12 protein-coding genes and 2 tRNA genes are annotated in these 13,742 nt (G+C 27.3%); 5 read left to right on the top strand and 9 right to left on the bottom strand.

Features of this window, described 5'->3' with window-relative positions; translation table 11 throughout:
* Positions 1-43: 43 nt before the first annotated feature.
* Both M2325_RS05000 and minD read right to left on the bottom strand, forming a co-directional pair.
* Positions 44-925 carry a glycosyltransferase family 2 protein gene (locus M2325_RS05000; RefSeq protein ID WP_209591004.1) on the bottom strand — a complete coding sequence of 294 codons (882 nt, stop codon included), beginning with the start codon at positions 923-925 and terminating at the stop codon, positions 44-46.
* A gap of 287 nt (positions 926-1,212) precedes the next feature.
* Positions 1,213-2,013 carry a cell division ATPase MinD gene (gene minD / locus M2325_RS04995; protein ID WP_209591003.1) on the bottom strand — a complete coding sequence of 267 codons (801 nt, stop codon included), beginning with the start codon at positions 2,011-2,013 and terminating at the stop codon, positions 1,213-1,215.
* A 661-nt stretch (positions 2,014-2,674) separates the two neighbouring features.
* Between minD and engB the strand changes: the two genes are divergently transcribed.
* Entirely contained in the window at positions 2,675-3,385 is a 711-nt protein-coding gene (gene engB, locus M2325_RS04990; protein WP_374759686.1) for a GTP-binding protein EngB, read from the top strand.
* A 174-nt stretch (positions 3,386-3,559) separates the two neighbouring features.
* On the opposite strand, the gene M2325_RS04985 is transcribed toward engB, so the two are convergent.
* Entirely contained in the window at positions 3,560-4,831 is a 1,272-nt protein-coding gene (locus M2325_RS04985; RefSeq protein WP_259051719.1) for a class I SAM-dependent rRNA methyltransferase, read from the bottom strand.
* Positions 4,832-4,856: 25 nt separating this feature from the next.
* Positions 4,857-7,904 carry a DUF5814 domain-containing protein gene (locus tag M2325_RS04980; RefSeq protein ID WP_259051717.1) on the bottom strand — a complete coding sequence of 1,016 codons (3,048 nt, stop codon included), beginning with the start codon at positions 7,902-7,904 and terminating at the stop codon, positions 4,857-4,859.
* A gap of 266 nt (positions 7,905-8,170) precedes the next feature.
* Between M2325_RS04980 and M2325_RS04975 the strand changes: the two genes are divergently transcribed.
* Complete coding sequence (locus M2325_RS04975; RefSeq protein WP_209591001.1) at positions 8,171-8,383, top strand: class III signal peptide-containing protein; 213 nt, start codon at positions 8,171-8,173, stop codon at positions 8,381-8,383.
* A gap of 219 nt (positions 8,384-8,602) precedes the next feature.
* Here the strand turns inward: M2325_RS04975 and M2325_RS04970 are convergent, their stop codons facing one another.
* From M2325_RS04970 to M2325_RS04955, 4 genes are all read right to left on the bottom strand, one after another.
* Positions 8,603-8,803, bottom strand: a complete 201-nt coding sequence (locus M2325_RS04970; RefSeq protein WP_013179533.1) for a histone family protein — start codon at positions 8,801-8,803, stop codon at positions 8,603-8,605.
* A 182-nt stretch (positions 8,804-8,985) separates the two neighbouring features.
* Positions 8,986-9,702: a hypothetical protein gene (locus tag M2325_RS04965; protein WP_259051708.1), complete on the bottom strand. Its 717-nt coding sequence runs from the start codon at positions 9,700-9,702 to the stop codon at positions 8,986-8,988.
* 198 nt (positions 9,703-9,900) lie between these two features.
* Positions 9,901-10,290 (bottom strand): hypothetical protein, encoded by a 390-nt coding sequence (locus M2325_RS04960; RefSeq protein ID WP_259051705.1) that lies wholly within the window; start codon positions 10,288-10,290, stop codon positions 9,901-9,903.
* Between the two features lie 118 nt (positions 10,291-10,408).
* Positions 10,409-11,128 (bottom strand): 2,5-diamino-6-(ribosylamino)-4(3H)-pyrimidinone 5'-phosphate reductase, encoded by a 720-nt coding sequence (locus tag M2325_RS04955; RefSeq protein WP_259051698.1) that lies wholly within the window; start codon positions 11,126-11,128, stop codon positions 10,409-10,411.
* Between the two features lie 383 nt (positions 11,129-11,511).
* On the opposite strand from M2325_RS04955, the gene M2325_RS04950 reads away from it, so the two are divergent.
* Positions 11,512-11,582: transfer RNA gene (locus tag M2325_RS04950), tRNA-Gly, on the top strand.
* A 40-nt stretch (positions 11,583-11,622) separates the two neighbouring features.
* A tRNA-Gly gene (locus tag M2325_RS04945) sits at positions 11,623-11,695 on the top strand.
* Between the two features lie 110 nt (positions 11,696-11,805).
* Here M2325_RS04945 and uppS read toward each other — a convergent pair.
* On the bottom strand, positions 11,806-12,555 hold the full coding sequence (gene uppS / locus M2325_RS04940; RefSeq protein ID WP_209590997.1) for a polyprenyl diphosphate synthase: 750 nt from the start codon (positions 12,553-12,555) through the stop codon (positions 11,806-11,808).
* Between the two features lie 527 nt (positions 12,556-13,082).
* On the opposite strand from uppS, the gene M2325_RS04935 reads away from it, so the two are divergent.
* On the top strand, positions 13,083-13,640 hold the full coding sequence (locus tag M2325_RS04935; protein WP_209590996.1) for an AAA family ATPase: 558 nt from the start codon (positions 13,083-13,085) through the stop codon (positions 13,638-13,640).
* Positions 13,641-13,742: the final 102 nt, after the last annotated feature.

The following is a 13,742-nucleotide window of genomic DNA, read 5'->3' as shown; positions in this document are numbered from 1 at the left end:
GTATTATATTATTTATGGTATTATCATATTATTTTAAAATTATCTAATTTTTATCCGTAGTTTCGTACTCTGCAATATAATTTGATTTACATTTATTATTACATTTAATTTTACATTTATTATTGTTTTTAACGTATTTTATAACTTCTAAAAATATTTCTACTCCTTTTTTGAATGTAATATCAGATACTGCGTTCTCATGATAATTAGTAGATATCGAAACCTGTTCTAATTTGATATTTTTTCTTAGTAATTCTAAAGTTAGGATATGTTCTAAACTATAATTATTACCATAATTTATATTTTCCAAGTGCTTTAATTTAATGGCCTTAAAACCGCATTGTACGTCCTTTAACCATATTTTCTTCTGCAAGTAGTGCGAAGAAATCATAGATATGCTAATATTGGCCATTTGATTAGTTATATTTCTAAAGAATGGTACTTTTGAGTAACTTCTAACTCCAAAAACTGCGTCAACATCTTTTTTACTTAATAAATTTAGTAATTTGGGTACATCATAAGGTTCATGCTGATAATCCGCATCCATATAGACAACCGCTTCATAATTATTTTTTAAAGCGTATTCTGTGCCTAATTTAATAGCATTAGCTTTTCCTTTATTTTTCTTTTCATTTATTAATTTAATGGATATTTCTTTGGATTTTTTGTCTTTTTTAAAGTTATAATCTTCATTTGAAACATTATATCCCGAAAAACTATTTATATTATTTAATTTATTTAATTTATTTAATTTTTTTGAATTAGTATAATATGTATTTATAAATTTTGATGCAATTTCGTAAGTTTTATCTGTACTTCCATCATTGATGACGATAATATCCACACCAACATATGTCAGGTCGTTTAATAGTCCGTATATGTTTTTTTCTTCGTTATATGCAGGTATTACTACTACAGTCTTCATACTACCCCTTTTTTTAGTAATTATATTTATTATTGAATTAAGAGTAATTTAATTGAAATATAGTTAATATTACAATATGATACACAATACCATATTTTATTTTAAAATGGTTATAAAATAGTTTTTAATGTCATATTTATTTAAATTTAAACTTTGAGTTGCCCTTAACTAATAAGTTAAATTAGATTATTAGATTATTAGATTATTAGATTATTAGATTAATTGAGTTAAATTATTAATACTTGAATATATTTGTTAAGACTATATCGTATTATGCCATATGTATCTTATCTTTTAAATAAGCGCTTAATTTTATCAACTAATGATGAACTAGGCCCTTTTTGTGGTATATACCTGTTTCCTGTTAATTTTGCAGCTAATTCCATAATCGAGTTTGATAAACCTGATTCAGGTTGTTTTTCCACTGACAAAACACCATATGCAGCATTCGCTCTAACCGTATCATCCTGCGGTACTGAAGCAACTACTGGAAGTTCCAAAATGGTTTCAATAGCTTTAGTGGTTAATTCTGAACTATCATTTGTTACTTTATTTACAACTGCCCCTAAAACACTAGTTTCTAATTTTGTAGACAAATTTATCAATTTTATTGCATCAGATACTGATGTTATATCTGGGGTAACAATAACAATAACATGGTCCGCGGAAGAAATTATTGAATTAACATCCTGATTTAATCCTGCTGGACAATCTATTAACAATACTTCACACATGGAGTCCAATCTTTCAATAATTATTTCAAGTTCTGCAGAATTGTCAAATTTCAATTCGTCCAGTGAAACACCTGCGGGCACTACTCTCATATTTTCTGAGTATTCATATATTGCCTGGGTAATATCTGCATTACCCGCTATAACTGAGTTTAATGTAATGGGCATTCCTTCCATACCGACAATTAATTCTAAATTTGCCATATTAACGTCGGTATCCACTACTACAACGTCTTTACCATATTTTGATAAAGCGAGTGCTAAATTTGCACATATAGTAGATTTCCCTGTGCCGCCCTTACCCGAAACCATTGCTATCTTAATGGCCTCGTTTTTCTTAGAATCTACCAGATTCATTGCAAACCCCTTTTCGTAATTTTAATAATCCCATAAATATGCTACATAAATATTTTTAATCCACTATATAAATAATAACTAAGTATAATTATTTATATTTTATTATATAATCCTCATTATAATGTATTTTATCTTTTTAAGTTGGTCATATATTATATTTTGTTATATAATTAATGTAATAATGACTTTTTATAATAATTTATCATCTTGTATTATTCTATATTATAATATATGAGATATACTTTATTTATAACATAACCTATAATCATATTATGGAATATTATTTTATAATCGTATTTCAAATTTTATATCTCAAATTTTATATTTTGAAATTAAATATCTAATCAATTTATACTAATTTATAATCTATAATATTTATAATCAGTAATACATGGTGTTATTTATGAGTTCAAATGGTAAATCAGGCAATAGGAGCAATAAGAACAATACTAGCGGTAATAAAAATAATAATAGGAACAATAGTAATGGTACTAGTAAAAGTTCGAAAAAAATGGGCAAGAAACTACAAACAATGAAGCTAACAAAAAGTGATAAGGTTATAATAAGCAGTGAAAAAACCGATAATAAATATAAAGCTAAAAATAACCCCAAAACTAAAACTAAAAGCTTAAACCACAAAGAAGAAAAAAATTTAGATAGAATAATCGATAAAAATTTAAACATCGATATAAATATTGACGATGTACAAAAGTTCAAAAAAATAATTAAAACGAAAAAAGAAGATACAAAACCTAAAGTTATTGTAATGGGTCGTTCGAATGTTGGTAAATCCACATTTGTAAAATCAATGACCGCTGATAAGACAATAAGAGTTGGAAAAAAACCAGGTGTTACGTTAAAGATAGCTGAATATGATATGGGCAACTACTATCTTGTAGATTTGCCCGGATTCGGCTATATGGAAGGTATCGACCAAAAAGGTCAGGAAGAAATAAAGGATAATATCATAAGATACGTAGAGGATAATCAACGTACAATAGCTACAGCAATTCAAATATTAGATGCTAAGTCGTTTGTAGAAATCGTACAGAGATGGGAAGAAACAAGGGAATTACCTATTGATTTAGAAATGGCTGATTTCTTAGAAGAATTAGATTTAAAACCAATTTATGTAATTAATAAGATGGATAAGATAAAGAATTCACAATGGGATGAAGAATTAGATGTAATTTCTGAAAAGTTAGGATTTTTACCACCTTGGAGACAATGGATTGATATTTTAGCCCCTGCAATCTTAAAAGAGGGTCTCGGACTCGAAGAAATAGGTGAGAGAATCAAAAATAATGTTAAACAATATTATGATGATTTGAGAGAGCAGGCTAAAAATAAAGATAAAGAAAATTTAGAATAATAATAAAATAATAAAATAATAAAATAATAATAATAATAATAATAATAAAATAATAATAATAATAATAATAATAAAATAATAATAATAAAATAATAATAATAATAATAATAATAAAATACTAAAGAATAATATAATATTAAAATAGTAAAATAGTAAAATAATAAATAAGAGAATTTAATTGTCTATCGCAAAGAAAAGACATTTTAAATATTCTAAATCTTTATTTGCCATGGTAATAACATGGTCTGGAGCTTGTGTTTTATAATCTCCAATCTGTTTAATTTCTTTTTTAGCCCTATATGACGCTGAAACAACTGTTTTTTTGAATTCTTCACGGTCAACATGATGAGAACAGGAGCAAGTGACTAATATTCTTTTTGCAAGTTTTAAACCTAACACATTCATGGTGTTATATGCGTTAAGTGCATTTTTCAAATCTTTTTTAGAATCGGTAAACGCTGGTGGGTCTAATATTACAACATCAAACTTTTCACCTTTATTTATCATTTCTTTCATTATCGAAAACGCATCTCCACAAATACAGTTATACTTATCGGATTTTATCCCATTCAATTCCATATTTTCTTCTGCAAATTCAAGGGCTTTTTCGGACATGTCAACACTAGTGACGTCTGCACCTTTAATTCCTGCATGAACTGCAAAACCGCCCGTATAACTGCAAATATCGAGTACTTTGTCGTTTTCTTTAACGTAATTTTCTAAATCAATTCTATTATTACGTTGGTCTAAAAAGAAACCTGTTTTATGACCTTTTAAACTAACTTTGAATTTAACGTTTCCCTCTGTTATAATAGTTTCTAAATTATCTTTATTGCCATGAATTAACTTTTCTGCGGTCTCTTTATCATTATCTTTTTTAGATTTGCCATTATATTTGGGGTTAGAACTAGATTTATTTTTATGTTTATTTTTAGATTTATTTCCTTTTACAACACCTAATGTGGTTATATCGGTTAATTCTTCAAGTATTTCAAAAATCATTTTTGAATTATCAAACGCAAAGTTCGAAGAAGCGTGCATTGACCCTATATCGTTATATTTATCCAGTACGATTGTAGGTAATGAGTCAGCTTCTGCATATATCATTCTGTAGGTATCTTTATAGTTTAAAATATCTGTCCTATAGTCATTAGCCTTTTTTATACCATTGTAAAAGTATTCGTAGTCTATATCTTTATCAAAATACTCTGAGAGTGTTGTAAGTATTTTTATAGTTGGAAAGTCCGTGCTGTATATTGCTTTTCCAACAAATTTATCATTATATTCTAAGTTAATTATTTCTTCATTTTTTGAGTTATCTGCCAATTTTTTGTCAAATTCGGACATGTCTTCTCGATTTACTATTGCATTTTTATATAATACCTTTGAAAAATTTTTAATGGATTGATACGCCCTTTTATCAATTTTAAGTGTTTCATACGTCATAATTCACCAATTAATACTCGAATTTTTATTTTTTATCATTATTTCTGTTAGATTTATTTTTTTTATTCCTATTTTTAATTTTAACTTTTATATGGGGATTAACTAATTTTTCAGTATCTGAATTTCCATTATTTATCTCTTCTAATTTATTTCTATCATTATTTCTATCATTATTTCTATCTATATTTTTATTATTCTTATTGAATTTAGCTGTATTTTTACTCACATTCTTATCTTTGCCATTATTTCTTGGGTCTATTTTAATTTTAATTTTTGATTTATATTTTGTATTACCCTTTATTTTTTTATTAAATGGATTTTCAATTTTTAACTTTAATTCTATAGCGTATTTGCTCAAAGCAGGGTAATGAAGTTTGCTAATCCTTTCAATCGCATCAAGTGTATTTACGGTACTTTCAAGATATGAATACACGTCTCCACCATAAGTTTGCAATTTTAACACTTCGTAAAGCGTATTGGTAATTTTTGAAGGCACTTCTCCCATCATCCTGTATCTAATTACTTTTTTGGATACCTCTTGAGCTATATCTTCTTCAATACAGCCATCAAATTCCACTAACCAATTTATAACGTCATCTTTCGTACTATCTTTTAATTTATTAATATTTTCCTTAACTATTTCGAAAGCGTCGGTAAATTTGGACGGTACATTAACGTTAGTTATTTTAGAAATCCGATTTTTTAAATTACCTGGGATATATATACTTTCAAATGGATTGGCACGCACAGCTATGTCTAAAATTTCCTCATAAATTTCCATTCTAGTAATCCTGTTATTTTCTGAATCGCCATCCATTGCTACTTTTTTATTTCCGTTTCCGTTTTCGTTCCCGTTTTCGCCTTTAGATTCGATTATTCTATCTTTATTTCGATTATGGCATTTTTTAAGCAGTTTTTTTATTTCTTCAGCTTTTTGAGGGTATAAGAAAGATAAAGAAACCGCATTACCGTATCGAGTGGTCTTAAGCGCTTTTTTATCCGAAAGACTTATCATTTCAAATTTATCAAGTTGTTCTAATACATAATTAGCATTTAAATTCCTTCCAAGCATTGTCACTTTGTCTATTTCGTATTTGGGATTCTTTTTATCTTTAAGTTTTAATTTTGGGTCATCTGCATTAATTCTTCGTTCATCAAATTCATTAACTATATTTTTACCATATTTTTCAAAAGACGAAATCGTGGCAAGTATTTGCTCAAATTCTTGTTCTTCTTCATAAACGACTTCTACATCTTGAGGTTCTGAACCTAAAAGCCTAAAAGCTATCTCATCTTCAGAAAGCTCCATTTTAGCGTGGTATTTTTTACCCACTTCTACAAGGGTATACACTTTACCAAGGTCATGCATTCCTTTTCTCCCTGCTCTACCACACATTTGCTGGAATTCTGACGCATTTAGCCAATCGCCACCCATTGCCAGGCTTTCAAGTACAACAGCAGACGCTGGGAAGTCTACACCTGCAGCAAGTGCTGCTGTGGTAACTATACATTTAGTTTTTTGAGTCATAAATCTATTTTCAACAGCACGCCTTTTGCCGTATTCCATACCACCGTGGTAGTAATCGGCTTTAATACCCCGCGTATTAAGATAGTTAGCTATATATTCGGCTCTCTTACGCGAAAATGTAAATATAAGGCTTTGACCCCTATAACCGTATTTAGATTTACTGTTAAACTCTATATTAACAATATCTACAATATTATTTAATTTTGCATAGTCGTTTCTTGCAAATATCAAGTGTCTTTCCAGTGGTACAGGTCTACCGGAATATATAACCAGATTTGAACCAAATTGTTTCGATAGTTCTTCAGGGTTTCCAATTGTGGCTGATAAATAAATTATTTGTGCATTAAACAATGTTCTAAGCCTGGAAATTAAACCATCAAGTCTAGCGCCCCTTTCTTCCATATTGAGGGTATGTACTTCATCAATAATAACGGTTCCAACGTCTTTTAATTTACCCGAACGTATTAAATAATCGATACCTTCGTATGTACCAACGATTATATCAGAATTTGGGTCACTGTTTATCTTAATGTTCTTATTTTCCGCTAAACGACCAGTACCTACACGTAAAGCTACTTTGTAGCCTAATTTACTGTACTTTTCTTCAAATTCAATATATTTTTGATTTGCAAGAGCTACAAGTGGTACAAGGAATAAAAACTTTTTCTGACGAGCTGGTGTTTCGTTTTTACCATTTTCAAGGTTTTTAATACCTGCAAGTTCTCCAATAAGTGTTTTTCCTGAAGACGTAGCCGAAGTGATTAGTAAATCGTTATTGTTGGTATTTTTATCATTTTTAGATTTTGTTTTAGAAATTAAGCCCGCTTTAACTGCAAGAGTTTGAACCGGTAATAATTCGTGAATATTTCTACTTTTTAATTCTTTTTTCATCAATTCAGGAATTTCTAAATCTTTTATTTTAAAATTATCGATTTTATCTTCTTCATTACCTGTTAATATATCATAACGTGTTAAATCCGGATTTTTAACTGGATTGGCGGTTGTAAATAAACTTAATACCTTATCGGCATCTTTAAATCGTCTCAATAATTTTTCGATAAATTCCTCATTTATATTAATTTCATGTTTTATTTCGTTTATTGCACATTCTAGGCATACTTCATTAGTTTTGTAAATTTTGTACGTGTTTTTCTTTTCTTTTTTAATTTTTTGAGGTTTTAATTCATTTTCTAATTTATTTGATTTTTTTAATTCTTTAATCGTAGCTATAATATTATATCTTCCATTTAATAAGCAAAATGGACATAATGTAACGATTCCGTAATCTAAATTATTTTCTTCCAAAAATTGTCCAAATTTAATGGATTCATTGTCGTTACTAATGTATATTTTGTTTTCCCTAAGTACTGTCATTAATTTAGATGGTTGAAGGGGTGTTATATTACTTTCAACCTGTTCCTTACATTTATAAAGTGTAATTTTAGTTTTAGTAGGTCTTAAGGTAGCGTAGTAAATTATCTTTGTTTTCAAGTCCGTTATTTGTATTTCGTCTTTCTTTTTTTTAGGTTTTCGAATAATTAGCATTAAATTCACCGATATATGGCACAAGTACCCATAAAATCATAAATCATATGGTTACACCGTTTTTCAAAATTATTATTTTAAATCATTATTTTAAATCATTTTTCAAATCGATTTAAATAGTTTATTTATTATGATATATATTTCTATAGAATAACATATAAAATATTATTATTTTTGAGACTTATATATATTATAATTTACATAATAATTATCATTGAAAAATAATAAAAATAATATGGATTGTCAACTTAAAATGTGGTGTCTTTATGGATTTTATAAATATATCTATTCCTAAAAAATTATTTTCGAAAAAAGCCCAAATTAGCCTTGAATTTTCCATACTAATTGGTGCAGTAATTGCCGCAGCAGCTATTCTAGGATACTATATGATAGATGTTTCCCAAAAAATACAAGATTCAAGTATTAGTTCGATGAACAATACCTCAAATGTGGCATTAGAAGGTTTAAAAAACGTATAATCTAATTTAAAATAAATAAATTATAAAAATAATCTCTTAAAAAATAGGTTCAATTACTTATTGGTATATCATCATATTCATGTTATTATAGTACTATATTATTATTATTATTATTATCATTTTAAACTATTAATAACCAAAATACGCCTTATATGACGTATTTTAGTCAATAGTAGGTAAAATTAATTAATATTAATTATAATTAAATACTAATTAATCTTATTTTAAAGCTAATTTCAAGTCTTCTGCTTTAACTGTTTTTCTACCAGCGTGTACTGATAATTCAACAGCTTCTTTTGCGAATTCCATTGCGATTTCTTCTAATTCTTCTGAGAGCAAAATTGCAGCATCTCTGCTTACTCTTTCAGCTCCTGCCTTTTTTAATATTCTTTCCATTGGTGCTATTGGAAGTTCTGCCATATACTCACCTTCTTTTTGATATTATATAAATAAAAATGGTATTTTCACAGTATTTATAATTTTCGATTTAAATCTTATTTAGATTATAATTTTCACTACATTGTGCCTATTTTTCAATTATACAAGTAATTTATAAAAATATTTATTAATTTGAATTCGTAAATATAACTATTATAACTCAATTAAGAATTCTCATAATGGGCTTTAGCTTGTTTTTCCCACTCTACATCGTAATCTACGTCTTTTCCACGCACTTCAATATTTATAATAGGTTTATTGTCTATTATTTCTTTTTTAACACTTTTGAAACCCTCATCTAGTTTATTATATATTTTTGATAAGGATATTTCCAAATTTTTATAATTTTCGTCGCTTTTGGAGTTATTATCTCCCTTTCCATTGTTATTTAAATTATTTAAACTAATATTTGGATTTTCTTTACTCCCATAATCATACCCAATATATGAGTTAGTTTCTTTGCTTATTTCGTTTAAGGAATGAAAATTATTGACTTTTTCACTATTTAATCTATTTAAATTATATGGCGATTCATATGTATTACTTTTGGGCTTACTTTTTAATAAAACACTTGCAGATGTATTTAAATTTTCCAAAATGTAACTATAGTCTTTGTATACCTTATAATTCTTATATATATTGTAAACTCCATAATTTACAACCGTATTACTTTTATTATCTCCATAGGTACTACTATCGTTCTTGTTATCTGCTTTAACTAGATTAACGCTTTTAGCATTGTTAATTTGTAGATTTTTTAAATTAGCCGGATTATCAAATATTCTTTTAACTTTTCTCAATATTTTTTTTAACTCATCAACTTCAACAAAATATTCCTTGCTTAAATTTACATTTAAGTTTAAATTATCTTCAGATGCCATATTTTTCCTCAAAATTATATATCAATTATAATTTAATAATTTAGCTACATATTTTCATTTTTAAGCCGTAAAGCAAACCCTAAAGTTCTATAAAATTCTCCAAGGTCTTTATTTTTAAGTTCTAATGTTTCAAAAGTGGTTATCTTCAAGTATGATGATACAAGATATATCTCGTAAGCTTCTTCGCTGAAGGCCCACCTAATCCAGAAAGGATTTTTCAGATAAAATATGCTTATATTCTTCCATATAGGCTTTAAATAGTTCTAATTTTACTTTAAAATTCATGTTTTCTATAATTTCCTTATCGAATCCAAAAATAATTGGGAAATACTTTTTAATCCATTCATCTAATGGCATTTCGTCTATATCTTCAAACATTATAAGTTCAGTTTTTCCATCAGGAAGCTTTCCAATAAATTCATTTCCCATTGCATTAATTTTAATTTCGCTCATAAATTCCGTTAATTTTTCTAAAGCTATTTTATTATCCTTTTTTTTAGATTCCCATAAATTATTAATCTTTTTTAGGTCGTCCATTACAGAATTATTTTCCAAGTTATCAACTCTTAATTCTTTAAAAATTTTCATTATATTGAACCAAATATAATGTTATAAAACCTATGACTCTTTATAGTTTTTGAAAATAAATAAAAAAGAAAAAAAGAAAAAAAGAAAAGTTAAAATATAAAAATAAAGAAAAAATATGTTAGTTATCGTTATTATCTACGTTATCTTGATTATTATCCTTTTTTACGAAATATTCTAATACTATTCCTTCATCCATTTGATAATAATCTATTAATTCTAATTCAACGGATTCTTCCAACGTTTTAAATCCTTCTCCGTCCACATAAGTCGGTGCATTACTGCCACCAAATATTTTAGGTGCCACATAAACTCTAACTTCGTCAACTAAATTCTTTTCAAACATTCCCCAGTTTAAAGTTCCTCCGCCTTCTAAAAGAATTGATTTGATATCCATTTTTGATAATTTGCTCATTAAAAGCTCTAAATCTACTTTATCTTCTCCAGAGTAAACTATTTCAACATTTTCGATACTTTCGAGTTCTTTAATTTTCTCAGTTCTTTTATTTTTTTCAGATTCTTCCAAATTATCGAAAGCTGTGGTAGCAATAACAGTTTTTGCATCTTCATTTAGAACTCTAGACGCTAAAGGTATTCTTAATTTGCTATCTACGACAATACGAACTGGGTTTTTGTTATTTTCAAGGGGTATCTTGTGTATTGTAAGTTTGGGGTCATCTTTTAATACTGTGCCAATTCCAACCATTATGGCGTCAACATCCTTTCTAATTTGATGGACTCTTTTTAAGTCATTTTCCCCAGATATTCGAGTATCGTTTTCAACTGTGGATAATTTTCCATCTAACGTCATTCCCACATTTGATATTACATAAGGTTTCATTAAATCACCGTAATCAATTTAAAAATATATTCGATATTGATATTTGAGGACTTTTTTAGTTTTTTATCTTTAATTTTGGTTTTAATTATGATATTGTGTAAGGTTTTTAATTTTAAGCATCTTATTATTTAATAAATGCACGCGTATTATTTATAACTTATCTAAATCAATGTTTAAATCACTTAACCACTTCTACTCATAATTAGATATCTATATATCATTGATTTTCGTATTGAATTCCTATATTTCATTATTTAAGTAATTAAATAGATAAATTAACGAAACATTTATATATTATAACTGTGTATGTGTATATTGCTCTGATGTAAAAGAGAAAGAAAGAGCAATGATTAAGCATTATTAAGCATTATTCTTATGAAAGAGCGGCCTTGATGTAGTGGTATCATACGGCCCTGCCACGGCCGATACCCGGGTTCGAATCCCGGAGGCCGCACTTTTAAATTATCATAAATTCAATGACACATATGACTTATGCGCTAGTGGTGTAGCCTGGTATCACTCTGGCCTTCCAAGCCAGTTACTCGGGTTCGAATCCCGACTGGCGCATTTTATATTAGGCAAATTAATTTATATATTTAAATATATAAATTTTAGTTTATATTAAAAAATAAAATAATATAATAAATAACCTAAATCGATTAATTTTATTTTCAATTTTATTTACCATAACGTCTGTTTCTTTTCTGGTAATCTCTTATAGACCTTAAAAAATCAACTTTTCTAAATTGTGGCCAATTTGATTCGCAAAAATATAATTCAGAATAGCAAGATTGCCAAGTTAAAAAATTGCTAATTCGCTCTTCTCCGGACGTTCTAATGATTAAATCTGGCTCAGGGTGTGGTAAATCTTTTGTATATAGGTTTTTAGAAACTAATTCTTCGTCGATATCATCGATTTTTATATTACCTTCTTTTACATCTTTTGCAATGTTTTTAACCGCATCGATTATCTCTTGCTGTCCACCGTAAGATATTGCAATATTCAAGTAGTAATCATTATTATTTTTGGTAAGTTCTTCTACTTTTTCAATAGACTTTCGTAAATTTTCAGGTAATTTTTCCAATTTTCCAATGGCTTTTACTTTAATTTTTTTATCAAAAATATACTTATTTTTCGAAAGATTTTCAAATTCTTCCTCAAATAGTTTCATTAATATATATACTTCGTTATCCGAACGATTAAAATTTTCCAACGAAAATGCGTAAATTGTTATAACTTTTATATCTAGGAGAACACACCATTCTATTAATTCTTTAACCTTGTTTGCACCTAATTGGTGACCGTTAGTGGCTTCTATACCCAATAATTTAGCTGCTCTTCTATTGCCATCCATAATGACGGCAACGTGTTTAGGAACCTTCTGTTTGGAGATTATTTCAATTAGTACATTTTCGTAAATTTTCATAAAACCCAATTTGCTAAATAAATTATATATTTTAATCCAAAACAATAATACCACCTAAAAGGTATTTTTATAAATTTACTCAAATTTGATTAAATATGGCTAAATTTATTTATATTTAATACTATTTTTGTAATCTATTTTTATATATTTTTATATGAGTAATGATATAATATTTATTATAAAAATAATTTTTAAATATTTATAAAATGCTTATAGTATAATTTAAATATAATAGTATAATAAACACAGATTTAGTATATATTTGTACTTATAAGTATTGTAAATTTAGTATTTTAACGTTAAATAATCGTATATTTTAAATCATTAATTATTTTAACTAAATAGTAGGTATGAATAGTATATAGTTTAACAAAAATAGTGGTAAGCTAGTAAGGATAATTACCATTATATAATTTATAACTTTTTAGGGACTATGAACTATAGCTTATAGGCTATAGGTTATAAGTAGACTATCACTTAATTAATAAATACATAATAAACGATATCAACATTACAAGGGAATTATTATGAAAATTATTGCAATTACAGGAATGCAAGGTTCTGGAAAAAGTTTGGTTCAGGGTGTATGTGATAGCAAGCATATTGCGTATGTTTCAATGGGCGACGTGGTTAGAAGGGAGACTACAAAACGGGGTTTAGAACTTAATCCTGAAAATGTGGGAAATACGGCTAAAAAACTAAGGGAACTTTATGGGGCTGAAGCAGTTGCAGTGCCGTGTATTAATTTGGTAAATGAAGTTGAGGCCAAAAATAAGGAAAACACGCATATTATAGCTGTCGAAGGTGTGAGGAGTATACATGAACTAAATTACTTTAAAAGATATTATGACGTGGAAGTTTTAGCGATACACGCTTCACCTAAAACTAGATTTGAAAGATTAAGAAGTCGTGGTAGGGAAGATGATTCTACAGAATGGGACGTATTCATTGAAAGGGATAATCGAGAGTTGGATTTTACAATTGGAAGCGTTATAGCACTTGCTGATTATATGGTTATTAATGAAGGTACTTATAGTGACGTGTTAAATAATGTTGAAAATATATTTGATAATCTTTTAGAATAATAAAATAAGATAATAAAATAAGATAATAAAATAAAAATAAAGGATAATAAAGTAAAATAATAATAATAATAATAATAATAATAAATTAAAATAAAAAAATAT

Origin of the sequence: Methanococcus voltae PS (genome assembly GCF_024807035.1) — an archaeon.
GTDB lineage: Archaea > AGJL01 > Methanococci > Methanococcales > Methanococcaceae > Methanococcus > Methanococcus voltae.
The sequence above is the reverse complement of the archived record's forward strand: the minus strand, read 5'-3'. Positions and strand labels throughout refer to the sequence as shown.

Bases quoted from the DNA above. Each gene is read 5' to 3' on its own strand.
- M2325_RS05000 (WP_209591004.1), bottom strand. From the start codon at position 925: ATGAAGACTGTAGTAGTAATACCTGCATATAACGAAGAAAAAAACATA.
- M2325_RS04955 (WP_259051698.1), bottom strand. From the start codon at position 11,128: ATGAAACCTTATGTAATATCAAATGTGGGAATGACGTTAGATGGAAAA.
- M2325_RS04965 (WP_259051708.1), bottom strand. From the start codon at position 9,702: ATGGCATCTGAAGATAATTTAAACTTAAATGTAAATTTAAGCAAGGAA.
- minD (WP_209591003.1), bottom strand. From the start codon at position 2,013: ATGAATCTGGTAGATTCTAAGAAAAACGAGGCCATTAAGATAGCAATG.
- M2325_RS04960 (WP_259051705.1), bottom strand. From the start codon at position 10,290: ATGAAAATTTTTAAAGAATTAAGAGTTGATAACTTGGAAAATAATTCT.
- M2325_RS04970 (WP_013179533.1), bottom strand. From the start codon at position 8,803: ATGGCAGAACTTCCAATAGCACCAATGGAAAGAATATTAAAAAAGGCA.
- M2325_RS04980 (WP_259051717.1), bottom strand. From the start codon at position 7,904: ATGCTAATTATTCGAAAACCTAAAAAAAAGAAAGACGAAATACAAATA.
- uppS (WP_209590997.1), bottom strand. From the start codon at position 12,555: ATGAAAATTTACGAAAATGTACTAATTGAAATAATCTCCAAACAGAAG.
- M2325_RS04935 (WP_209590996.1), top strand. From the start codon at position 13,083: ATGAAAATTATTGCAATTACAGGAATGCAAGGTTCTGGAAAAAGTTTG.
- M2325_RS04985 (WP_259051719.1), bottom strand. From the start codon at position 4,831: ATGACGTATGAAACACTTAAAATTGATAAAAGGGCGTATCAATCCATT.
- M2325_RS04975 (WP_209591001.1), top strand. From the start codon at position 8,171: ATGGATTTTATAAATATATCTATTCCTAAAAAATTATTTTCGAAAAAA.